The 22,012-nt window shown below is 68.1% G+C and carries 20 protein-coding genes; 16 read left to right on the top strand and 4 right to left on the bottom strand.

The features are described 5' to 3' along the window. Positions 1 to 145 precede the first annotated feature (145 nt). The 4 genes from E5S69_RS26045 to E5S69_RS26030 all read left to right on the top strand — a co-directional run bounded on the left by E5S69_RS26045 (position 146) and on the right by E5S69_RS26030 (position 5,505). Positions 146 to 1,396: a lipoprotein-releasing ABC transporter permease subunit gene (locus E5S69_RS26045; RefSeq protein ID WP_171517341.1), complete on the top strand. Its 1,251-nt coding sequence runs from the start codon at positions 146 to 148 to the stop codon at positions 1,394 to 1,396. Then, on the top strand, positions 1,389 to 2,129 hold the full coding sequence (gene lolD / locus E5S69_RS26040; protein WP_171517340.1) for a lipoprotein-releasing ABC transporter ATP-binding protein LolD: 741 nt from the start codon (positions 1,389 to 1,391) through the stop codon (positions 2,127 to 2,129). The genes E5S69_RS26045 and lolD overlap by 8 nt, the downstream gene beginning before the upstream one ends. A 12-nt stretch (positions 2,130 to 2,141) precedes the next feature. Further along, positions 2,142 to 2,984 carry a TatD family hydrolase gene (locus E5S69_RS26035; RefSeq protein WP_171517339.1) on the top strand — a complete coding sequence of 281 codons (843 nt, stop codon included), beginning with the start codon at positions 2,142 to 2,144 and terminating at the stop codon, positions 2,982 to 2,984. Between the two features lie 88 nt (positions 2,985 to 3,072). Next, positions 3,073 to 5,505: a DNA internalization-related competence protein ComEC/Rec2 gene (locus tag E5S69_RS26030; RefSeq protein WP_171517338.1), complete on the top strand. Its 2,433-nt coding sequence runs from the start codon at positions 3,073 to 3,075 to the stop codon at positions 5,503 to 5,505. 22 nt (positions 5,506 to 5,527) lie between these two features. On the opposite strand, the gene E5S69_RS26025 is transcribed toward E5S69_RS26030, so the two are convergent. Then, complete coding sequence (locus E5S69_RS26025) at positions 5,528 to 6,463, bottom strand: MurR/RpiR family transcriptional regulator (RefSeq protein WP_171517337.1); 936 nt, start codon at positions 6,461 to 6,463, stop codon at positions 5,528 to 5,530. Positions 6,464 to 6,716: 253 nt separating this feature from the next. Here E5S69_RS26025 and edd point away from each other — a divergent pair, with 253 nt between their 5' ends. The 12 genes from edd (at position 6,717) to ftsB (ending at position 19,740) form a co-directional block, all read left to right on the top strand. Next, entirely contained in the window at positions 6,717 to 8,612 is a 1,896-nt protein-coding gene (gene edd, locus E5S69_RS26020) for a phosphogluconate dehydratase (protein ID WP_171517336.1), read from the top strand. A gap of 149 nt (positions 8,613 to 8,761) precedes the next feature. Then, a complete protein-coding gene (locus E5S69_RS26015) occupies positions 8,762 to 9,268 on the top strand; it encodes a gluconokinase (RefSeq protein WP_171517335.1) in 507 nt (168 codons plus the stop codon). A 353-nt stretch (positions 9,269 to 9,621) separates the two neighbouring features. Next, entirely contained in the window at positions 9,622 to 11,097 is a 1,476-nt protein-coding gene (locus E5S69_RS26010) for a circularly permuted type 2 ATP-grasp protein (protein ID WP_171517334.1), read from the top strand. 46 nt (positions 11,098 to 11,143) lie between these two features. Then, a complete protein-coding gene (locus tag E5S69_RS26005) occupies positions 11,144 to 12,118 on the top strand; it encodes an alpha-E domain-containing protein (protein WP_171517333.1) in 975 nt (324 codons plus the stop codon). Positions 12,119 to 12,162: 44 nt separating this feature from the next. Continuing rightward, entirely contained in the window at positions 12,163 to 13,002 is an 840-nt protein-coding gene (locus E5S69_RS26000; RefSeq protein ID WP_171517332.1) for a transglutaminase N-terminal domain-containing protein, read from the top strand. A 114-nt stretch (positions 13,003 to 13,116) separates the two neighbouring features. Then, a complete protein-coding gene (locus E5S69_RS25995) occupies positions 13,117 to 13,938 on the top strand; it encodes a peptidase (protein WP_171517331.1) in 822 nt (273 codons plus the stop codon). 9 nt (positions 13,939 to 13,947) lie between these two features. After that, positions 13,948 to 14,754, top strand: a complete 807-nt coding sequence (locus E5S69_RS25990; RefSeq protein WP_171517330.1) for an alpha/beta fold hydrolase — start codon at positions 13,948 to 13,950, stop codon at positions 14,752 to 14,754. 139 nt (positions 14,755 to 14,893) lie between these two features. Then, the gene (locus E5S69_RS25985) at positions 14,894 to 16,546 is read left to right on the top strand and encodes a CTP synthase (protein WP_171517329.1); all 1,653 of its coding nucleotides are present in this window, start codon (positions 14,894 to 14,896) and stop codon (positions 16,544 to 16,546) included. A 26-nt stretch (positions 16,547 to 16,572) separates the two neighbouring features. After that, positions 16,573 to 17,442, top strand: coding sequence for a 3-deoxy-8-phosphooctulonate synthase (gene kdsA / locus E5S69_RS25980; protein WP_171517328.1), 870 nt, complete (start codon positions 16,573 to 16,575; stop codon positions 17,440 to 17,442). Between the two features lie 91 nt (positions 17,443 to 17,533). Continuing rightward, the gene (locus E5S69_RS25975) at positions 17,534 to 17,827 is read left to right on the top strand and encodes a DUF1330 domain-containing protein (protein ID WP_171517327.1); all 294 of its coding nucleotides are present in this window, start codon (positions 17,534 to 17,536) and stop codon (positions 17,825 to 17,827) included. 114 nt (positions 17,828 to 17,941) lie between these two features. Beyond that, on the top strand, positions 17,942 to 19,231 hold the full coding sequence (gene eno / locus E5S69_RS25970) for a phosphopyruvate hydratase (protein ID WP_116382403.1): 1,290 nt from the start codon (positions 17,942 to 17,944) through the stop codon (positions 19,229 to 19,231). Positions 19,232 to 19,398: 167 nt separating this feature from the next. Then, positions 19,399 to 19,740: a cell division protein FtsB gene (gene ftsB / locus E5S69_RS25965; RefSeq protein WP_029046895.1), complete on the top strand. Its 342-nt coding sequence runs from the start codon at positions 19,399 to 19,401 to the stop codon at positions 19,738 to 19,740. A 53-nt stretch (positions 19,741 to 19,793) separates the two neighbouring features. Here ftsB and E5S69_RS25960 read toward each other — a convergent pair whose 3' ends face one another. The 3 genes from E5S69_RS25960 to E5S69_RS25950 all read right to left on the bottom strand — a co-directional run bounded on the left by E5S69_RS25960 (position 19,794) and on the right by E5S69_RS25950 (position 21,941). Next, positions 19,794 to 20,216, bottom strand: coding sequence for a hypothetical protein (locus tag E5S69_RS25960; RefSeq protein WP_171517326.1), 423 nt, complete (start codon positions 20,214 to 20,216; stop codon positions 19,794 to 19,796). 159 nt (positions 20,217 to 20,375) lie between these two features. Further along, positions 20,376 to 21,377, bottom strand: coding sequence for an Hsp33 family molecular chaperone HslO (locus tag E5S69_RS25955; RefSeq protein ID WP_171517325.1), 1,002 nt, complete (start codon positions 21,375 to 21,377; stop codon positions 20,376 to 20,378). A 39-nt stretch (positions 21,378 to 21,416) separates the two neighbouring features. Further along, positions 21,417 to 21,941, bottom strand: a complete 525-nt coding sequence (locus tag E5S69_RS25950; RefSeq protein WP_115679927.1) for a gamma carbonic anhydrase family protein — start codon at positions 21,939 to 21,941, stop codon at positions 21,417 to 21,419. Between the last annotated feature and the right edge of the window lie 71 nt (positions 21,942 to 22,012).

Here is a 22,012-nt window from a genome sequence, read left to right as displayed (position 1 = left end):
TAAACTCCCGGCTGGCTCGCGCCAGTCCCGGGCCTGACCGTGACATGAGCACGGCGTGACCGGCGCGCCGCCCGCCATGGCTTGCACGCGTGCCGCCAGCGGCCCCGCGAAAAACCGGCGCTTTCCCGAAACAACAGGAATCCTCTTGAAATTTCCCTACGAGTGGCAGATCGGCTGGCGATATACCCGCGCGAGCAAGCGCGCCAGCCGCAACACCTTCATTTCGTTTATCTCGATGATCTCGATGCTCGGGATCGCGCTTGGCGTGGCCGCGCTGATCGTGGTGCTGTCGGTGATGAACGGGTTCCAGAAGGAAGTGCGCGACCGCATGCTGTCGGTGCTGGCGCATATCGAGGTGATCGGCCCGTCGGCGCTGCCGGACTGGCAGAAGACCGCGGCCGAGGCCCTGCAGAACAAGGAGGTGGTTGGTGCCGCGCCGTACGTGGCGGCCCAGGCCATGCTGACCCGCGACGATGCCGTGCGCGGCGTGCTGCTGCGCGGCGTGGAGCCGTCGCAGGAGCCCAAGGTGTCGGAAATCGGCAGCCAGTTCCGCGCCGGCAGCATGGCGGCGCTGGTGCCGGGCGGCTTCGGCATCGCGTTGGGCAACGAGCTGGCCAATGCCATGGGGGTGCAGGTCGGCGACAAGGTTACGCTGCTGGCGCCGCAGGGCACCATCACCCCCGCGGGCGTGCTGCCGCGGCTCAAGCAATTCACCGTGGTGGGCGTGTTTTCGTCCGGGCACTTCGAGTTCGACAGCGCGCTGGCGCTGGTCAACCTGCAGGACGCCGAGACCCTGTTCCGCCTGAGCGGCCCCACCGGCGTGCGCCTGAAGCTGCAGGACATGCAACGCGCGCCGCAGGTGGCACAGGACCTGGCCGGCACCATGTCGGGCGAGCTTTACCTGCGCGACTGGTCCAAGCAGAACCGCAACTGGTTTGCCGCGGTGCAGACCGAGAAACGGATGATGTTCATCATCCTGACGCTGATCATCGCGGTGGCGGCGTTCAATCTGGTCTCGACGCTGGTGATGACCGTCACCGACAAGCAGGCCGATATCGCCATCCTGCGCACCATGGGCGCGCAGCCGGGCTCGATCATGAAGATCTTCATCGTGCAGGGCGTGGCCATCGGCTTTATCGGCACGCTGCTGGGCGTGGCCGGCGGCACGCTGATCGCCACCAATATCGACGTGATCGTGCCGTTCATCGAGCGGCTGCTGCACGTGCAGTTCCTGCCGCGCGACATCTATTTCATCAGCCAATTGCCTTCCGACCCCCGCGTGAACGACATCGCCACCATCGGCATCATCTCTTTCGTGCTGGCCACGCTGGCCACGCTCTATCCCAGCTGGCGCGCCGCCCGCGTCAACCCGGCGGAGGCGCTGCGCTATGAGTGAAGCCGTGCTGCAAGCCGATACTTCCACGCCCACCCCGGGCCTGCCGCGCACCGGCTCGCCGGTGCTGGTGGCCGAGGGCCTGACCAAGCGTTTCCGCCAGGGCGAACTCGACGTCGACGTGCTGCGCGGCGTCGACGTGCGCGTCACCGCCGGCGAGAAAGTCGCCATCGTGGGCGCCTCGGGCTCCGGCAAGAGCACGCTGCTGCATGTGCTGGGCGGGCTCGACGAACCCGATTCCGGCCGCGTCGCGCTGCTCGGCAAGCCCTTCACGGCGCTGCGCGAGCGCGAGCGCAACGTAGTGCGCAACCGCTCGCTGGGCTTCGTCTATCAGTTCCACCACCTGCTGCCGGAATTCACCGCGCTCGACAACGTGGCGATGCCGCTGCGCATCCGCGGCCTGACCCAGGCCGCCGCGCGCGAGGTCGCGCAAGCGATGCTGGAGCGGGTCGGGCTGGGCGGACGCGCCCGGCACCGGCCGGGCGAGCTGTCGGGCGGCGAACGCCAGCGCGTCGCCATTGCGCGCGCGCTGGTGGGGCAGCCGGCGTGCGTACTGGCGGACGAGCCCACCGGCAATCTCGATGATCACACCGCCGGCGGCGTCTATGACCTGATGCTGGAACTGTCGCGCACGCTCGGCACCAGCTTCGTCATCGTCACGCACGACCTGGACCTTGCCGGGCGCTGCGACCGCGTGTTGCGGCTGCGCGACGGCCACCTGCACCAGGAACGCTGAAGCGGCCACGCCATGTGGATCGACACCCATTGCCACCTCGACGCCGGCGAGTTCGACGCGGACCGCCAGCAGGTTGCCGATGCGGCCGAGGCCGCCGGCGTGCGCGGCATCGTGGTGCCGGCGGTGGCCGCGTGGAACTTCGCCGCCGTGCGCGCGCTGGCGCATCGGGATGCGCGCTGCGTCTACGCGCTCGGCATCCACCCGCTGTGCTCGCCCGGCGCCGGCCAGGCCGATCTCGACACGCTGCGGCGCGAGGTGGCCGCCAGCATGGGCGACCCGCGTTTCGTCGGCATCGGCGAGATCGGGCTCGATTTCTTCATGGCGGGGCTGGATGCCGACCACCAGACCTGGCTTTATGCCGAGCAGCTGAAGCTCGCGCGCGAGTTCGACCTGCCGGTGCTGCTGCATGTGCGCAAATCGCAGGACCAGGTTGGCGCGCAGTTGCGCAAGCTGGGCGTAAAACGCGGCATTGCCCATGCCTTCAACGGCAGCAACGAACAGGCGCGGCGCTTCGTCGACCAGGGCCTGAAGCTCGGCTTCGGCGGCAATGTCACCTTCAGCCGCGCGCGCCAGATCCGCCGGCTGGCGACGGAATTGCCGCTGGAGGCACTGGTGCTTGAAACCGACGCGCCAGACATCGCGCCGGCGTGGCTGTCGGACGACCAGTTCGGGGAACAGCACAAGGCGCGCAACACACCCGCAGAGGTCGCCGGCGTGGCGCGCGTGATGGCGGAATTGCGCGGGATCGACTCCTTGACGCTGGCGCAGGCCACCTGGCGCAATGCCGTGGCGGCGCTGCCGCGCCTGGCGGCGTTTGCCGGCACCATGGCGCCTCCACTTGCTGTCGGTCACTAACTTCCACACCTTCATGACGGGCTGACAAGCTTGCCGCGCATCGGCGCGGGTACAACTCTGGCTATGCAAGTTCAGCCGGAGGGGTTCCGTGCGTTGCTTCGTGGTGGCATTCGTGGCGGGTTGCTGGACGCTGCAGCAGCAATCGGCGCTGCCGCCGCAGCTTGTCCTGCGGGTGGGCGCTGCCCTTCTGGCGTTGTGCGCCATCGGCATGGCCGTGCGGGGCAGGTGCCTGCCTGCCGTGCCGCAGGCACTGCTGCTAGTTCTGCTGGCGTTCGCAACTGCCTTCTGCTGGGCTGCCTGGCGCGCCGACCTGCGCCTGCACCAATGGCTGCCCGCGGCGCTGGAAGCCCGTGACCTTGAAGTGCGCGGCGTGGTGTCCGGGCTGCCTGGCCAAACCGCTACCGGCACACGTTTCGCGTTCACCATCGAGCCGTCCGCCGGGCCGGGCCTGCCGCTGCCGCCACGGGTCATCCTCAACTGGCGCGGCGCGCCGCCTGACCTGACCCCGGGCCAGCGCCTCACGCTGACCGTGCGCCTGCGTCGCCCACGCGGGCTCGCCAATCCGTTCGGCTTCGACTACGCCTACTGGCTGCTGTCACAAGGCTATGGCGCCACCGGCTATGTGCGCCGCGCCCAGGGCCCGCCGCAGGACGCAACGTCCGAGCGGCTCGCCTGGCGCGTCGAGGCCTGGCGTGCCGCCGTGCGCGATCACCTGCGCGCCGCGCTGCCGGCCGATGCGCGCTTCGGCGCGGTGCTGGTCGCGCTGGTGATCGGCGACCAGCGCGGCATCGATGCGGAAGACTGGCAGTTGTTCCGGCGCACCGGCGTGAGCCACCTGGTGGCCATTTCCGGCCTGCATATCACCATGGTGGCCGGCATGGCGGCTTCAATTGCCGCACTGTTGTGGCGCCATTCGTTCGGCCTCGGTCGCTGCCTGCGCCGGCCGCTGCCGCTGTGGCTGCCGGCGCGGCAAGCCGCGCTGGGGATGGCCGTGGCCACCGCGCTGGGCTACGGCATGCTGGCCGGCATGCAGATCCCGGCGCTGCGCACCGTCGCCATGCTGTGCGTCGCGGCCGTCGCGGTGTGGGGGGCGCGCACCCCGCCGGCGTCGGTGGTGCTGGCGTGGGCGGCGCTGGCGGCGCTGCTGGTGGATCCATGGGCGGTGATGCTGCCCGGCTTCTGGCTGTCTTTCGGTGCCGTCGCGGTGATCTTCTTCGCCGCCCGGCCGGGACGGGACGCCGCGATGGCCGGGCGCTGGCAACGGGCGCGGGCCACGCTTGCCGCGGGTGCGCGCACGCAGTGGGCCGTGACCATCGGGCTGGTGCCGCTGACGCTGCTGCTGTTCGGCCAGGTCTCGGTGGTGTCGCCGTTGGCCAATGCGGTGGCGATCCCGGTGGTGAGCCTGCTGGTGACGCCGTTGGCGCTGCTGGGCGCCGCGCTGCCGCTGCTGCTCGCGGCGCCAGTGATGGCGGTCGCCCACTTTGCGATGGTGCTCCTGGCGGCCGTGCTGGAATGGTTCTCCATGCTGCCATGGGCGATGTGGGAGGCAGCCAGCGCGGGGCCGATGGCGTTGCTGCTGGCCGCGCTGGGTGTTGCGCTGCTGGTGGCTCCGGTGGGGTCGGCGCGTCTGCGCCGCCATGGCGGACTGCTGATGCTGCCGATGCTGTTGGCACGCGGCCCGCCGGTTGCCGAAGGCCAGTTCCGCGCGGTGATGTTCGACGTGGGGCAGGGCACGGCGGTGCTGGTACGCACGCGTTCGCACGCGCTGCTGTACGACACCGGGCCGGGCTATGCCGCCGGGTCCAGCGCGGGCGCGCAGGTAGTGGTGCCGCGATTGCGCGCCGAGGGGGTGACGCGGCTCGATCACCTGATGGTCAGCCATGAAGACGTCGATCATGCCGGCGGCGTGGCGGACGTTGACGGGACCGTGGCCGTGGTGGCGCGCAGCACCGGTGCGCCCGCCGGGCACCACCTACTGGCGGCCCGGCGGCCTCAGGCCGGCCCCGCGCAATGGCCGCCATGCGCAGCGGGACAGCAATGGGAGTGGGACGGCGTGCGTTTTTCCGTGCTGCACCCCCTGCCTGAGCAGGCCCAACTGGCCGCTATCCCCAGCAATGCGCGCAGTTGCGTGCTGCGCTTGGACACGGCCGCGCACAGCCTGCTGCTGACCGGCGATATCGGCCTGGCGCAGGAGCGTGCGTTGATGGATCGCTTGCCGCCGGGGGCATTGCGCGCCGACGTGCTGGTGGTGGCGCATCACGGCAGCGGCACGTCGTCCGGCGCCGACTGGATCGCGGCGGTGGGGCCCGCGGCTGCGGTGTTCCAGCTGGGTTATGCCAACCGCTATCGCCATCCGAACGCCGACGTCTGGGAGCGATTTGGCCGCGCGGGCATCTTGCGCTACCGCACCGACGAAACCGGCGCGGTAACCATGGACACGGCCCGTGCGGGTTACGCGCTGTCGGTGTTCCGGCAGGCTGCCCCGCGCTACTGGCGGGAACGGCCGCAGGCGCCGCGTTAGGTGGCGCCGGTGCCGCGGGCGGTCAACCGGCCTTGCGGCGGCTCGGGCGCGCCGCGGTGGGCGAGGGCGTAGTGGGCGCCGCCGCGGCGGTGCGGGTCCGGCTTCTTGCCGGAGCCGGCTCCGCACCGGCGATGCGCCGCTCGCGCAGATGCGCCTTGGCGCGCTGCAGGCGCGGCGCGACGGTGTCCGCGCGCGCCAGCGCAACGCCGGCCGCGAGCACGTCGCCGAGCACCAGGTGGCTGATGCGCGAGGTCATCGGCGTGTAGACCTCGCTGTCTTCCTCAACGTCCGAGAACACGCAGACATCGGCCAGCCGTGCCAGCGGCGAGCCGCTGTGGGTCAGCGCGAGCACGCTGGCGCCGCTGCTGCGCGCCAGGGTGGCGGCCGTCAGCATGTCCCAGGTGCGGCCGCTGTTGGAGACCAGCACGGCGACGTCGCCCGGGGCCAGCAGCGCCGCCGACATGCTGAACACATGCGGGTCGGCATAGGCGACGGTCGGCACGCCCAGGCGGAAGAACTTGTGCTGGATGTCGAGCGCGACGATGCCGGAGTTGCCGCAGCCATAGAACTCGATGCGCCGGGCGCCGGCTAGCAACTGGATGCCGTGCTCGATCTGGTCGGCCGACAAGGCGTTGCGCACGCTCATCAGCGTGGCAATGGTGCGGTCGAACACCTTGCCGGCGATGTCCGCCGGGCGGTCGTCGGCGGCGACATCCTGGTGCACGAAGGGCGTGCCGCCGCCGACATTCTGCGCGAACTGCAGCTTGAATTCGCGGAAGCCGTCGTAGCCCAGCGCCGCGCAGAAGCGCGCGATGGTCGGTTGCGACACGCCGGCGCGCTCGGCCAGTTCCGGCATCGACAGCCGGATCACGGCGGCGCCGTGGCGCGCGACATAGTCTGCCAGGCGGCGTTCTGAAGGACGGAGGGTGTCATAGACGGCAAGGATGCGGTCGCGCATGGCGGCAGGCAGCGGAATCGGCGTTGGAAGGATATGTAGAGATTCTACATCTGTTGGCGCCGCATCTTGCCCGAAATGGTATCGGTCGTGCGCTTGGGGTTTGCCCTTATTTTGCGATTTCTTGCGGGATTGTGATGTCGGGACGCCTCGACGAACACTCCGTGCTCGGTATAATGGCGCTGATCTGTAGAAAATCTACAAGCATGAGGATCATTGTTGCCTCATTGCCCCGCCCACAAGGACCAACACCGCCATGTCTTCCGCTGTCCATGCCGAACTTCTGGCCGTCACCGACCGCATCGTGGCGCGCAGCCGCACCAGCCGTGCCGCCTACCTTGCCCGCTGCGAACGGGCGCAGTCGGAACTGGGTCCGCTGCGCGGCATGTCGTGCGCCAACCTGGCGCACGGCTTCGCCGCGCTGCCGGTCAGCGACAAGCTGAAGCTGCGCGTCGACCATGCGCCCAACCTGGGCATCGTCACCGCTTACAACGACATGCTCTCGGCGCACCAGCCCTACGAGCGCTATCCCGCCGTGATCCGCGAGGCCGCGCGCGCGGTCGGCGCGGTGGCGCAGGTGGCGGGCGGCGTGCCGGCCATGTGCGATGGCATCACGCAGGGCAATGCCGGCATGGAGCTGTCGCTGTTCTCGCGCGATGCGATTGCCATGGGCACCGCGGTGGCGCTGTCGCACAACACCTTCGATGCCGCGCTGATGCTGGGAGTGTGCGACAAGATCGTGCCGGGGCTGCTGATGGGCGCCCTGCAGTTCGGCCACCTGCCGATGGTGTTCGTGCCGGCCGGGCCGATGGCCAGCGGGCTGCCCAACAAGGAAAAGGCGCGCGTGCGCCAGCTCTACGCCACCGGACAAGTGGGCCGCGATGCGCTGCTGGAAGCCGAATGCCAGGCCTACCACGGCGCCGGTACCTGTACCTTCTACGGCACCGCCAACAGCAACCAGTTCCTGATGGAAGTCATGGGCCTGCATTTGCCCGGCGCGGCCTTTGTGCATCCTGACAGCGGCCTGCGCGATGCGCTGACGGCCGCGGCGGCACAGCGCGCGATCGCGCTGCGCGCGCGCGGCGACGACTACCTGCCGCTGGCGCGCATCGTCGACGAGCGCGCCATTGCCAACGCCATGGTCGGCCTGCTCGCCACCGGCGGCTCGACCAACCACACCATCCACCTGGTGGCGATGGCGCGCGCCGCGGGCATCGTGATCGACTGGAATGATTTCGACCTGCTGTCGCGCATCACGCCGCTGCTGGCGCGCGTCTATCCCAACGGCTCGGCCGATGTGAACCATTTCCACGCGGCAGGCGGCGCCGGCTTCGTGATTCGCGAGCTGCTGCAGGCCGGCTTGCTGCACGAGGACGTCCACACCGTGGCCGGCCCCGGCCTGGCCCGCTACACGCAGGAACCGGTGATGACTGACGGCGTGCTTCACTGGCGCGACGGCGCGGCGCAGAGCGGCGACCCGCAGGTGCTGGCGACGGCCGCGGCGCCGTTCTCGGCCGAGGGCGGCCTGCGGTTGATGCAGGGCAACCTGGGCCGCGGCGTGATCAAGGTTTCGGCCGTGGCGCCCGAGCACCGCGTGGTGGAAGCGCGGGTGCGGGTGTTCGACTCGCAGGAAGCGCTGCAGGCCGCGTTCGATGCCGGCGAACTCGGCGGCGACCTGGTTGCGGTAGTGCGTTTCCAGGGGCCGAATGCCAACGGCATGCCGGAACTGCACCGCCTGACCCCGCTGCTGGGCGCGCTGCAGGACGCCGGCCACAAGGTGGCGCTGGTGACCGACGGGCGCATGTCCGGCGCTTCCGGCAAGGTGCCGGCGGTGATCCACGTCGGCCCCGAGGCGCTGGCAGGCGGCGCGCTGGCGCGCGTGCGCGACGGCGACCGCATCCGTGTCGACGCCGTCGCCGGCACGCTGCAATGGCTGGGCGACGAAAGCGAATTCGCGGCGCGCTCGCTGGCCCGCGCGCCTGCCGACCGGTTCGCGCAGTTCAGCCTGGGGCGGGGTTTGTTCGGCCTGTTCCGGCGCCACGCGCGCATCGCGGAAGAGGGCGCCAGCGCACTCGACCTGTCCGAGGTGGATGCCGACGCCGGCGCGCCCGGGCACGGCCATACCGCGGCGGCGCAATCCGTCGCACAATAGCCAGGCCAGAGGCCGATTTTCCCTGAAGTTTCCTGCGGGGTGGCAGCGCCCCGGGACGCCTTTGCACCGCCGCAACGACGTCCGGCCGGACCGACAAGGACAGACAAGGATGGCAACACCATCCGATACCAAGACCGACGGAGCAGACAATGATCTATATCCTGATGGGCGTTTCCGGCAGCGGCAAGACTACGGTCGGCCAATTGCTGGCGCAGCGGCTGGGCTGCGGCTTCCACGACGCCGATGAATTCCATAGCGACGCCAACAAGGCCAAGATGCATGCCGGCATCCCGCTGACCGACGAAGACCGCTGGCCATGGCTGGCGGCGATGCGCGCCGCCATCGACGCGGCCCGGGCCGAAGGCCGCACCCATGTGTTCACCTGCTCGGCGCTGCGCCAGGCTTACCGGGACCGCCTGACCCCGCCCGATGGCGGCGTGACCTTTGTGTTCATGAAGGGCGATGCCTCGCTGATCGGCCAGCGCCTGTCGGCGCGCACCGAGCACTTCTTCAATCCCGAGCTGCTGCAAAGCCAGTTCGATACGCTGGAAGAACCGGGGGACGCGCTCGCGCTCGATATCCGCCAGCCGCCCGAGGCGCTGGTCGACACTATCCTGCAGGCCACCGTGCGGCCAGGCGCCAGCGCGGCCCGCTGAGCTGCCGCGATCGTCCCCGCCAGGGCATGGCGGAGGAGCGAGCTTGCCCTTTACCCATGCAACGCAACTACGGCCGCCGGCCTCGCCGGCGGCCGTTTTTTCGTGCGCTGGCAGGCATCTTGCTTGATCGGTGCCGGTGCGGATGCGGGGGCATGGGCGCCCACCGGGCCACCTTGCGGCTTTCGCCGGCACGGGTATGCTGGAAGGGCCAGTGACTTGACGGCATCACCGTGGCGCGCACCAAACCGGCGCCGTCGCGGCGCAGGGCACGACAGCCAGGGCAACCAGGGCGGCCGGCGGCGGCGCGAACGCGCGCCGCCGCGCGCAGCCCGCGACATGGAGGAGCGGCCATCATGGCGGCGCGGTACTTCGACGAGATGCTGGACTGGTGCGATGACGGTGCGCCGGCGCTGATCCACGCAGGACAGGCCGTGCCTGACGGCGCGGTACGCCCGCACTACCGGCATTTCGCCGAATGGCTGGCGCGCCAGGCCGAAAGCACGATGGGCAACAAGCGCGCCGAGGCCGACCTGGTGTTCCGGCGCGTGGGTATCACCTTCGCTGTCTACGGCGACAAGGACGAAGCCAACAGCGGCACCGAGCGCACCATCCCGTTCGACGTGATCCCGCGCATTTTCCCGGCGAGCGAATGGGCGCAGCTGGAAAAAGGCCTGCGCCAGCGCGTGGCCGCGCTGAACCGCTTCATCCATGACATCTACCACGGCCAGGACATCATCCGCGCCGGCGTGATCCCGCCCGACCAGATCTACAACAACGCCCAGTACCGGCCCGAGATGCTCGGCGTCAACGTGCCGCACGACGTCTATGCGCATGTCGCCGGCATCGACGTGGTGCGCGCCGGCGAGGGCGAGTTCTACGTGCTGGAAGACAACCTGCGCGTGCCGTCGGGCGTGTCGTACATGCTCGAGAACCGCAAGATGATGATGCGGTTGTTCCCGGACCTGTTCGCGCGCAACCGCGTGGCGCCGGTGGCGCACTATCCCGACCTGCTGCTCGACATGCTGCGCGGGGTTTCGCCGCAGGCGATCGCCGATCCCACGGTGGTGGTGCTGACGCCCGGCATGTACAACTCGGCGTACTTCGAGCATGCCTTCCTGGCGCAGCAGATGGGGGTGGAACTGGTCGAAGGCAGCGACCTCTTCGTCGAGGACAACCACCTGTTCATGCGCACCACGCAGGGCCCGCAACGCATCGACGTGATCTACCGGCGCGTCGACGACGATTTCCTCGACCCGCTCGCGTTCCGTCCTGATTCGGCGCTTGGCGCCGCCGGACTGCTGTCGGTCTACCGCGCCGGCAACGTCACCATCTGCAATGCGATCGGCACCGGCGTCGCCGACGACAAATCGATCTACCCGTATGTGCCGGACATGATCCGCTTCTACCTGGGCGAAGAGGCGATCCTCAGCAACGTGCCGACCTACATGTGCCGGCGCGCCGATGACCTGCAGTACGTGCTGGACCATATGGGCGAACTGGTGGTCAAGGAAACCCATGGCGCCGGCGGCTACGGCATGCTGGTCGGCCCGGCGGCGACGCGCGCCGAGATCGATGCCTTCCGTGAGGTGGTCAGGTCCAGGCCCGAGCAGTACATCGCGCAGCCCACGCTGGCGTTGTCGACCTGCCCGACCTATGTCGAGGCGGGCATCGCCCCGCGCCATATCGACCTGCGCCCGTTCGTGCTGTCGGGCAAGGAGGTGCGGATGGTGCCGGGCGGGCTGACCCGCGTGGCGCTGCGCGAAGGTTCGCTGGTGGTGAATTCCTCTCAAGGGGGCGGCACCAAGGACACCTGGGTGCTGGAGCGATGAACGCGATGCTGGCCATGACGACCGCCGCCAACCCCGGAGAGCCCACATGCTGAGCCGCACCGCCGACCACCTGTTCTGGATGGCCCGCTATACCGAGCGCGCGGAGAACACGGCGCGCATGCTCGATGTCAACTACCAGACCTCGCTGCTGCCGCAATCGGCCGAAGTGGCCGAGCAGGGTTGGTGGGCCATGCTCGATATCTCGGAACTGACCGACGTCTTCGACCACAAGTACGGCCTGCTGTCGCGCGACGATGTCATCGACTTCATGGTGCGCGACATGACCAATGCCTCTTCCATCATGAGTTGCCTGCGCGCGGCGCGCGAGAATGCGCGCGCGGTGCGGGGCTCGCTGACCACCGAAGTCTGGGAAACCGTCAACACCACCTGGCTGGAGGTGCAGCGCCTGATTGCCGACGGCGTGCTGAAGGAAGACCCGGCGCGCTTCTTCGAGTGGGTCAAGTTCCGCTCGCACCTGGCGCGCGGGGTGCAGTTCGGCACCATGCTCAAGGACGATGCCTTTCATTTCATGCGGCTGGGCACCTTCCTGGAGCGCGCCGACAATACCGCGCGGATCCTCGACGTCAAGTTCCAGGCATCGTCGGGCAGGGAGGGCGGGGCGGCCGAGGCTGATCCCGATCAGGGCAGCGGTCCGAACGACTTCTACCACTGGGCGGCGATCCTGCGCTCGGTGTCGGGCTTCGAGGTCTACCGCAAGGTCTATCGTGCCGTCATCACGCCGCAGCGCGTGGCCGAACTGCTGATCCTGCGCCCGGACATGCCGCGTTCGCTGGTGTCGAGCATGGACGAGGTGGTGGCGATCCTGCATACGGTGCGCAACCAGCAGTCGGCGGAAACCGAGCGGCAGGCTGGTAAACTCCACGCCGACCTGAAGTACGCGCGGATCGACGACATCTTTGCCGTCGGCCTGCATGCGTACCTGACCAGCTTCCTGGAGCGCATCGGCGACCTCGGCAACGGCATCAGCCGGGACTTCCTGGTGCCGCTGCAGGTGGCCTGACCCGGGCCGCCGGCAGCCTTCATGCGCCGCCGCGCCCTCATATCGTGAAATACAAGATCCACCACCATACTGTCTACCGCTACACCGAACCGGTGCGGCGCAGCGTGCACGAAGTGCGGCTCGAGCCGCGCTCGGGCCCGCTGCAGACCGTCAACTACTGGCATCTGTCGACGCCCGGCAATCCCACGGCGGCGCGCGATGGCTTCGGCAACATCGTGCACAACTTCACGGTGGCGGGGCCTGCCAGCACCATCGCCATCGAAGCCAGCGGCGAAGTGGAAGTGCTGCCGCCGCACGGCGACCTCGACCGCGACGGCCATCACGCCTTCCGCGACGCCCCGCCCAATGGCGAAGCGCGCGTATCGCCGCTGTATTTCCTCGGCAGCACGCCGCTGACCACGGCGCCGGCCGAGATGCAGGCATTTGCCGCGCCGTTCCTCGCCGCCGGGCATGACATTGGCGCGCTGCTGGCGCTGGCCCGCGGAATCGGCGAGCGCGTGCGCTACAAGCCCAATACCACTGACGTCGGCACCTCGGCCGCGCAGGCCTTCGCGCTGGGCAGCGGCGTGTGCCAGGACCAGGCGCAGGTGATGGTGGCGGCGTGCCGGGCGCTGGGCATCCCGGCACGCTATGTCAGCGGCTACTTCTACGACCCGGCCGCCACTGAGCTGGCCAGCCATGCCTGGGCCGACGTATGCCTGGACCCGGCCGGCGAGATCTGGTGCAGCATCGACATTACGCATGGCTGCCTCACTGACGAACGGCATATACGGCTGGCGGTCGGGCGCGATTACGCTTCGGCGGCGCCAGTGCGGGGCATTCTGGACGGCGGCGCCGGCGAGACGCTGGAAGTCAATGTAACCATCACGCCACTTTCTAACTAATTAGGTGCTGGCTTCCAGACGCGGCGCCGTGCTGGTGCACGGAGGCTAGAATCCGGAGTGACGCAGGCCCCTGCCGGGCCACCCCCGCCGCCACCAAGAACACCAAGACAAATCATGACGTATTGTGTAGCCATGCGGCTGGATGCCGGCCTGGTATTCCTGTCCGACTCCCGCACCAATGCCGGGGTAGACGCCATCTCGACCGCGCGCAAGATGACGGTGTTCGAGGAACCCGGCGACCGGGTGATGGTGCTGATGACCGCGGGCAACCTGGCCATCAGCCAGTCGGTGCGCCAGATCCTGATCGAGGACCATGACGAGAAGCGCTCGCTGTGGACCGCGCGCGACATGTTCGAGGCTGCCTCGATCGTGGGCGAAGCGGTGCGGCAGGTGCACCGGCGCGATGCGCACGCGCTGCGCGACGCCGGCATCGAGTTCAATGTCAGCCTGATCTTCGGCGGCCAGGTGCGCGGCGAGCGGGTGCGGCTGTTCAATGTCTATGCCGCCGGCAATTTCGTCGAGGCCACGCCCGAGAACTGTTACTTCCAGATCGGCGAGGCCAAGTACGGCAAGCCCATTGTCGACCGCGTCGTGCATCCGTCGCTGCCGCTGGCCGAAGGCGCCAAGTGCGCGCTGATCTCGATGGATTCGACGCTGAAGTCGAATATCTCGGTGGGGCTGCCGCTGGACCTGCTGGTTTATGAGGCCGATTCGCTGCGGGTGACGCGCTTCGTCAATATCGACGAGCGCAACGCCTATTTCCGCATGATCCGCGACACCTGGGGGCAACGCCTGCGCCAGGTCTTCGGCGAAATCCATAACCCGGAGTGGGATCCGGCCGCGCCCGCGGAATTCTCGCTGGCGCGCTCCGGCGAGGCGGACCGCTGGGCCCAGCCGGTGCGGGCCAAGCGCATGCATCCACGCAAGCCGGATTAAGGCGGCGGAATGCGCGAGATCATCCATTTTTCCCATGCCAACGGCTTTCCGGTGACGACTTACCGCAAGCTGTTCGGCGAACTGGACGGCGAGTTCGAGTTTCGCGCCGTGGACCGCTACGGGCACAAGCCGGAATTCCCGGTGACGCGCGGCTGGACGCACCTGGTGGAAGAGCTGCTGGGCGAGATCGACCGCCAGTACCGCGAGCCGGTATGGCTGGTGGGTCATTCGCTGGGAGGCTTCTTGTCGCTGATGGCGGCGCTGCGGCGCCCGGAGCGGGTGCGCGGCGTGGTCATGCTGGACTCGCCGATCATTGCCGGCTGGCGCGCGTCGTTGCTGAAGACCGCCCAGATGCTGGGCATCGACGAAAAGCCCGGCCCGGCGGCGGTGACCAGGAACCGGCGCACGCACTGGCCCGATGCCGAGGCGGTCTGGCAACATTTCCGCGCCAAGCCCAACTTCGCGGTGTGGGACCAGGACGTGCTGCGTGACTATGCCATCCACGGCACCGAGCCCACCGGCAAGGACAACGAGCGCCGGCTGCGCTTTGACCGCGAGGTCGAATACTGGATCTACCGCACGCTGCCGACCAGCCTAGGGCGCAAGGTCGCGCGCGGGGCGCCGGTGCCGGTCGGCTTTGTTGCCGGCACCCGTTCGCGCGAGGTGCGGCAGTGCGGCCTGGGGGCGACGCGCCGGCTGGTCGGGCCCAACCTGCGCTTTATCGAAGGCGGCCATCTGTATCCGATGGAGCGACCCCGGCAAACCGCGGAACTGGTGCGCGAACTGATCGGCGCGATGCGCCAGCAGGGGCGCTAAGCCAGCGTGCGGCGCATGCGCCGCAGCCCGCCGTCAACATGGCGCGCAGCCCGCCAGAGCCGGGCTGCTGTCACAATTTCCGGGTCGGCGGGGCACGGGCTCTCATGTATAATCCCGATTTCCCCGGCAAGCTCGGTTTATGACCAAATTCGTCTTCGTCACCGGTGGCGTCGTCTCTTCTCTCGGCAAGGGCATCGCTGCTGCCTCGCTCGCGGCCATCCTTGAGTCGCGCGGCCTCAAAGTCACCCTCCTCAAGCTCGATCCCTACATCAACGTCGATCCCGGCACGATGAGCCCCTTCCAGCATGGCGAGGTGTTTGTCACGGAAGACGGTGCGGAAACCGACCTCGATCTCGGCCACTACGAGCGTTTCGTCTCGGCCAAGATGCGCAAGTCGAACAACTTCACCACTGGCCAGATCTACGAATCGGTGATCCGCAAGGAGCGCCGCGGCGAATACCTGGGCAAGACCGTGCAGGTGATCCCGCATATCACCAACGAGATCCAGGCCTTTGTCGAAAAGGGCGCGGCCGCGTCGCACGACGGCAAGGCCGACGTGGCGCTGGTGGAAATCGGCGGCACCGTGGGTGACATCGAATCGCTGCCGTTCCTGGAAGCCGCGCGCCAGATGAGCCTGCGCATGGGCCGCAACCACTGCGCCTTCGTGCACCTGACGCTGGTGCCGTTCATTGCCAGCGCCGGCGAGTTGAAGACCAAGCCGACCCAGCACTCGGTGCAGAAGCTGCGTGAAATCGGCATCTCGCCGACCGCGTTGCTGTGCCGCGCCGACCGCCCCATCCCGGACGACGAGCGCGCCAAGATCTCGCTGTTCGCCAATATCCCGCAAGACGCCGTGATTTCGGTTTGGGACGCGGACAGCATCTACAAGATCCCGCAGATGCTCAACGAGCAGGGCCTGGACCGCCTGATCTGCGAGGAACTGCGCCTGGATCCCAAGCCGGCTGACCTGTCGATGTGGCAGAAGCTGGTCAACGCCCAGGAAAATCCCGAGCACGAGATCACCATCGGCATGGTCGGCAAGTATGTCGACCTGACCGAGTCGTACAAGTCGCTGATCGAGGCGCTGCGCCACGCCGGCATGCACACCGCCACGCGTGTCAACATCGAGTACATCGATTCCGAGGAGCTGGAATCGGGCCACCTCGAAGTGCTGGCGCCGCTGGACGCCATCCTGGTGCCGGGCGGCTTCGGCAAGCGCGGCACCGAAGGCAAGATCCGCGCGATCCAGTACGCCCGCGAGAACAAGATCCCGTACCTTGGCATCTGCCTGGGCATGCAGCTGGCGGTGATCGAATTTGCCCGCCACCTGGCCGGCATGGCCGACGCCAACTCGACCGAGTTCAACCTGGAAACGGAGCACCCGGTGGTCGCGCTGATCACCGAGTGGGTCGACCGCGAAGGCAAGGTCGAGCAGCGCTCGGCCGATTCCGACCTGGGCGGGACCATGCGCCTGGGCGCGCAGCGCGTGCCGGTCAAGGAAGGCACCAAGGCCAACGCCATCTACGGCGCCGAGGTCAACGAGCGCCATCGCCACCGCTACGAGGTCAACAACCACTACGTGCCGACGCTGGAGAAGGCCGGCATGGTGATCTCGGCGCGCACGCCGACCGAGAACCTGCCGGAAATGATGGAACTGCCCGAATCGATGCACCCGTGGTTCGTCGGCGTACAGTTCCACCCCGAATTCACCTCGACGCCGCGCGACGGCCATCCGCTGTTCAAGGCCTACGTCGAAGCCGCGCTGGCCAGCCAGCAGCGCAAGGGCGCGTAAGGCCCGGCGCAAGCAGGAGAGAAGTCATGAAACTCTGTGGTTTCGAGGCCGGCCTCGATAAGCCGTTCTTCCTGATCGCGGGTCCGTGCGTGATCGAGTCCGAGCAGATGGCGCTGGATACCGCGGGCGAGCTCAAGGCCATCACCACGGAACTGGGCATCCCGTTCATCTACAAGTCGTCGTTCGACAAGGCCAACCGTTCATCGGGCAAGTCGTTCCGCGGCCTGGGCATGGAGAAGGGCCTGGAGATCCTGGCCACCGTCAAGCGCGAGATCGGCGTGCCGGTGCTGACCGACATCCACGAAATCGACGAGATCCAGCCCGTTGCCGCCGTGGTCGACGTGCTGCAGACGCCGGCGTTCCTGTGCCGCCAGACCGATTTCATCCGTGCCTGCGCGCAAAGCGGCAAGCCGGTGAACATCAAGAAGGGCCAGTTCCTGGCGCCGCACGACATGAAGAACGTGATCGACAAGGCGCGCGATGCCGCGCGCGAAGCCGGTCTGCCCGACGATGTCTTCATGGCCTGCGAGCGTGGCGTTTCGTTCGGCTACAACAACCTGGTGTCCGACATGCGCTCGCTCGCGATCATGCGCGAGACCGGCGCCCCGGTGGTGTTCGATGCCACTCACTCGGTGCAGCTGCCCGGCGGTCAGGGCACCAGCTCGGGCGGCCAGCGCGAGTTCGTGCCGGTGCTGTCGCGTGCCGCGGTTGCCACCGGTGTCGCCGGCCTGTTCATGGAAACGCATCCGGACCCGAGCAAGGCCATGTCGGACGGCCCCAACGCGGTGCCGCTGTCGCGCATGAAGGAACTGCTGGCCGTGCTCAAGGAACTGGACACGCTGGTCAAGCGCGCCGGTTTCCTCGAAGACAATTTCGGCTGGCCGGCCTGCGCCTGAGCGCGGCCCGCTCTGTTCGCCGCCGCGCGCCCCGGGTGCCGGCGGTGACAAACCATATCGAAAGACCATACAAAAAATCGGGAGATTCTCCATGGCCGCGGGCTTTATCATCGCCTACATCGATGTGACCGACCCCCAGCAGTACGAGCAATACAAGGTGCTTTCGAGCAAGGCCATGCAGATCCATGGCGCCGAAGTGCTGGTGCGCGGCGGCAAGACCGAGACGCTGGAGGGCGAGTGGGCGCCGACGCGCGTGGTGGTGCTGAAATTCCCAAGCTATGAAGCCGCCAAGGCCTTCCACGACGGCGAGGCCTACCGTGCCGCGCGCAAGTCGCGCGAACATGCGGCGAAGATGAACATGATCGTGGTCGAAGGCGCCGCCTGAGCCGGCAGGCGCCAGGCAGCGTCATGCGCGCGTGGCTTTCGCGCATGACACGCGCCTGACACGCGCGCGGGTTGAAGTGATCAGCAGCAAGAATCAACAGTCAGAGAGGAATTCATGAGTGCAATCGTAGATATCATCGGTCGCGAGGTTCTCGACTCGCGCGGCAACCCCACCGTCGAGTGCGACGTGCTGCTGGAATCCGGCGTGATGGGCCGTGCGGCGGTGCCGTCGGGCGCGTCGACCGGTTCGCGCGAAGCCATCGAGCTGCGTGACGGCGACAAGAGCCGCTACCTGGGCAAGGGCGTGCTGAAGGCCGTCGAGCACATCAACACCGAGATCTCCGAAGCCATCATGGGCCTGGACGCCTCCGAGCAGGCGTTCCTGGACCGCACCCTGATCGACCTCGACGGCACCGAGAACAAGGGCCGCCTGGGCGCCAACGCCATGCTGGCGGTGTCGATGGCCGTGGCCAAGGCCGCCGCCGAAGAAGCCGGCCTGCCGCTGTACCGCTACTTCGGCGGTTCGGGCGCGATGCAGCTGCCGGTGCCGATGATGAATATCGTCAACGGCGGCGCGCACGCCAACAACAGCCTGGACATCCAGGAATTCATGGTCATGCCGGTGTCGCAGACCAGCTTCCGCGAAGCCCTGCGCTGCGGTGCCGAGATCTTCCACGCGCTGAAGAAGATCCTGGCCGACAAGGGCATGTCCACCGCGGTGGGCGACGAAGGCGGCTTCGCGCCGAACTTCTCTTCCAATGAAGAGTGCCTGAACACCATCGTGCAGGCCATCGAGAAGGCCGGCTACCGCGCTGGCGAGGACGTGCTGCTGGCGCTGGACTGCGCCGCCAGCGAGTTCTACCACGAGGCCGAAGGCGTGTACCAGCTGGAAGGCGAAGGCCTGAAGCTGAGCTCGACGCAGTTCGCCGACTACCTGGCCAACCTGTGCGACAAGTTCCCGATCGTGTCGATCGAGGACGGCATGGCCGAAGGCGACTGGGACGGCTGGAAGACGCTGACCGACAAGCTGGGCAAGCGCGTGCAGCTGGTGGGCGACGACCTGTTCGTCACCAACACCAAGATCCTGAAGGAAGGCATCGAGAAGGGCATCGGCAACTCGATCCTGATCAAGATCAACCAGATCGGTACCCTGACCGAGACCTTCGCCGCGATCGAGATGGCCAAGCGCGCCGGCTACACCGCCGTGATCTCGCACCGCTCGGGCGAAACCGAAGACAGCACCATTGCCGACATTGCAGTGGGCACCAACGCCGGCCAGATCAAGACCGGTTCGCTGTCGCGCTCGGACCGCATGGCCAAGTACAACCAGCTGCTGCGCATCGAGGAAGACCTCGGCGATATCGCCAGCTACCCGGGCAAGGGCGCGTTCTACAACCTGCGCTGACCCCTTGCCGCGTCGGTCCCGCGCTAGCGGGAGCGGCGCAAGCGGATGGAATGGCGGCGGCCGGGACTTCCTGGCCGCCGCCGTTTTTGTATCGAAATCTGCCTGGCAATTGCCTTCCAGGCTGAGTTCGCAGATCATTGTGCGGAAATTCCTGTCCGCCACCTTTCATGCGCCTGATCTCGCTGCTGTTGTTCGTGCTGCTGCTTGCCGTCCAGTACCCACTCTGGCTGGGCAAGGGCGGCTGGCTGCGCGTATGGGACCTGAACCGGCAACTGACCGAGCAGGGCACGCGCAACCAGACGCTCAAGCTGCGCAATGCCAAGCTGGAAGGGGAAGTCGCCGATTTGCAGGACGGTACCGGAGCGATCGAGGAACGGGCCCGCTACGAGCTGGGTATGGTGCGGGAAGGCGAGGTCTTCGTGCAGTTCGTCGCGCCGGCGCCCAAGGTCAGCGCCACGCCGCCATTGCCGCCGCCGGCGAATTCAGTCGCCGGTCGGGGCGGCCACTAGGCATCGGTCCGCCGCGTTCCGCTGGCTTGCCTCAAGCCAGCCGGAGGCCCGGTTCACCACCAGCCGTACGGATAGCCGCCCCAGCCCCAGCCGGGCATGCCGACGCTGACGCCACCGCCCCAGTGGCCGCCACCCCATCCCCCGTAATACAGGTTCCAGCTGGTGTTGGGATAGCCATAGGCCGCGCGCGCGGCCGCGGCCTGCTGGTCCAGCGCGATCGCCGCGGCCTGGTCGCGCAACACCTGCTGGTTCAGCGCGTCAAGCTTCTGCCTGTCTTCGGCGGTCAGCGGCGCCGGCGGCATCGCGTTGGGTGCCAGCCGCGCGGTGGGCGGCGAGCCATTGACGTCGCGCGGGATCTGCGCGCAACCGGCTGCCAGCAGCAACGCAGCGAACGCGGCGCCGGCTGCGGTGCCACGTAGCGGAACACCGGCGCGGGATGCGGACTCAGGCTGGGGAGGGTTGGCTCGGGCGGACATGGCGGTTCTCAGGCTCGCGGCTCGGCAACTAACTGGATGCTGCCATCGTACAGCCGTTGGACCCGGCGGCAAGACCGATGTTTCCATCGCGCCGCGCGCAGGATGCCTTGGACCGCCCACCCCGGTGCGGCAGCGCACGCAGGCGCTGCCGAATGCCGCTCAGTGGTGCTGGCGGGCACCGGCGCCGGCGCCGGTAGCGACCGGCGTGGCCGAGAACAGCTGCGCGCAGTCGACCGGGTCGAACTCATAGCGCAGGCCGCAGAAGTCGCAGTGGATCTCGACATGGCCGCGCTCGGCGATGATGCCTTCGATCTCTTCCCGGCCCAGTGACTGCAGCATGCCGGCCACCTTGGGGCGCGAGCAGGTGCAGTGGAAATGCGGCGTCAGCGGCTCGAACACGCGCAGGCCGGCGTCCTGCAAGTCTTCCCAGAACAGGCGGCGCAGCAGGGTGTCCGGCGTTTCGGCCAGCAGTTCGTCAGCCTTCAGCGTGGTGCCGAGCTGTACCGCACGGTCCCAGGTATCGAGGTCCTGCGCCCTGGCATGGCTGGCCAGCGGCGCGCCGGTCTCGCCGACTTCGGCGGTGCCGCCATAGGCCGGCAGCTTCTGCAGCAGCATGCCGGCGGCGACATGGTCGTCGGCAGCCAGCCACAGGCGCGTGTCGAGCTGCTCGGAGGCCTGCATGTAGTGCTCGAGCACGGCGCTGATCGAACCCAGCGGGCCGTGCGCGTCGGCCAGCGGCACGATGCCCTGGTACGGCTGCTGGCCCGGCAGCTTGTCCTTCGGGTCGAGCGTGATGGCAAAGCGGCCGTGGCCGTGGGCGTTGACCATCTGCGCCAGCGTGGCGTCGTCGGCAAGGTGCGCGCCGTCAGCCAGCTTGGCGGTGGCGCGCATCGACAGGTCGGACAGGCATTCCACCACCAGCATGCGCACCGGACCGTCGCCGTGCAGCTGCATCACCAGCGCCCCGTTGAACTTCAGGTTGGCCGACAGCAGCGCCGCGGCGGCCATCAGTTCGCCCAGCAGCCGGCGCACCGGCGCGGGGTAGCTGTGCCGGCCGAGCACTTCTTGCCAGGTGGCTTCCATGCGTACCAGCTCGCCGCGCACGGGGGCCGCGTCGAACAGGAACTTCTGCAGGGTGTCGGGGGTGGTGGTATCGGTCACAATAATCGGTCGAGGTTTCGGTAAATGCCGCGGCGGCCGTCAGCCGATCCGCTTGAGCTGTTGCTTGTACAGGGCCTGCCGCGTGGCGTAGGTCTCGGCGTTGCGATACAGGTTGGCGACGTCGGCATCGGTCAGCTGGCGCACCACCTTGGCCGGCGCACCCAGGATCAGCGAGCGGTCCGGAAAGACCTTGCCTTCGGTCACCACGGCGCCGGCGCCGACCAGGCATTCCTTGCCGATCACGGCGCGGTTCAGCACCACGGCCTGGATCCCGATCAGCGAGCCTTCGCCCACGGTGCAGCCATGCAGCATGGCCTGGTGGCCGATCGAGACCTTGTCGCCCAGGGTCAGCGGGCAGCCCGGGTCGGTATGCAGCACCGAGCCCTCCTGGATATTGGTGTCCGCGCCGACCACGATCGGCTCGTTGTCGCCCCGGATCACGACACCGGGCCAGGCGCTGGCGCGGGACTTGAGGGTCACGTTGCCGATGATGGTGGCTTCGGGGGCCACGTAGGCATCGCTGTCGATACTGGGCTTGACGTCGCCGAGCTGGTAAAGCGCCATGAGGTCTCCTGCACGAATGGCTTTTGTTGAAGTGGGGATTGCCGCCGGACTTTAAAGGGTGCGGTGGGAAC

Origin of the sequence: Cupriavidus necator (assembly GCF_013141915.1) — a bacterium.
Taxonomy (GTDB): Bacteria; Pseudomonadota; Gammaproteobacteria; order Burkholderiales; family Burkholderiaceae; genus Cupriavidus; species Cupriavidus necator_B.
Note: the sequence above shows the minus strand (reverse complement) of the source record. Positions and strands in the feature narration are given on the sequence as shown.

What these genes read in the sequence shown, in the direction of transcription:
- E5S69_RS25995 (WP_171517331.1), top strand. Translation starts at nt 13,117, where the DNA reads ATGACGTATTGTGTAGCCATGCGGCTGGATGCCGGCCTGGTATTCCTG.
- E5S69_RS26010 (WP_171517334.1), top strand. Translation starts at nt 9,622, where the DNA reads ATGGCGGCGCGGTACTTCGACGAGATGCTGGACTGGTGCGATGACGGT.
- E5S69_RS26025 (WP_171517337.1), bottom strand. Translation starts at nt 6,463, where the DNA reads ATGCGCGACCGCATCCTTGCCGTCTATGACACCCTCCGTCCTTCAGAA.
- E5S69_RS25975 (WP_171517327.1), top strand. Translation starts at nt 17,534, where the DNA reads ATGGCCGCGGGCTTTATCATCGCCTACATCGATGTGACCGACCCCCAG.
- E5S69_RS25990 (WP_171517330.1), top strand. Translation starts at nt 13,948, where the DNA reads ATGCGCGAGATCATCCATTTTTCCCATGCCAACGGCTTTCCGGTGACG.
- lolD (WP_171517340.1), top strand. Translation starts at nt 1,389, where the DNA reads ATGAGTGAAGCCGTGCTGCAAGCCGATACTTCCACGCCCACCCCGGGC.
- E5S69_RS25960 (WP_171517326.1), bottom strand. Translation starts at nt 20,216, where the DNA reads ATGTCCGCCCGAGCCAACCCTCCCCAGCCTGAGTCCGCATCCCGCGCC.
- E5S69_RS25950 (WP_115679927.1), bottom strand. Translation starts at nt 21,941, where the DNA reads ATGGCGCTTTACCAGCTCGGCGACGTCAAGCCCAGTATCGACAGCGAT.
- E5S69_RS26015 (WP_171517335.1), top strand. Translation starts at nt 8,762, where the DNA reads ATGATCTATATCCTGATGGGCGTTTCCGGCAGCGGCAAGACTACGGTC.
- eno (WP_116382403.1), top strand. Translation starts at nt 17,942, where the DNA reads ATGAGTGCAATCGTAGATATCATCGGTCGCGAGGTTCTCGACTCGCGC.
- kdsA (WP_171517328.1), top strand. Translation starts at nt 16,573, where the DNA reads ATGAAACTCTGTGGTTTCGAGGCCGGCCTCGATAAGCCGTTCTTCCTG.
- edd (WP_171517336.1), top strand. Translation starts at nt 6,717, where the DNA reads ATGTCTTCCGCTGTCCATGCCGAACTTCTGGCCGTCACCGACCGCATC.
- E5S69_RS26005 (WP_171517333.1), top strand. Translation starts at nt 11,144, where the DNA reads ATGCTGAGCCGCACCGCCGACCACCTGTTCTGGATGGCCCGCTATACC.
- E5S69_RS25985 (WP_171517329.1), top strand. Translation starts at nt 14,894, where the DNA reads ATGACCAAATTCGTCTTCGTCACCGGTGGCGTCGTCTCTTCTCTCGGC.
- E5S69_RS26035 (WP_171517339.1), top strand. Translation starts at nt 2,142, where the DNA reads ATGTGGATCGACACCCATTGCCACCTCGACGCCGGCGAGTTCGACGCG.
- ftsB (WP_029046895.1), top strand. Translation starts at nt 19,399, where the DNA reads ATGCGCCTGATCTCGCTGCTGTTGTTCGTGCTGCTGCTTGCCGTCCAG.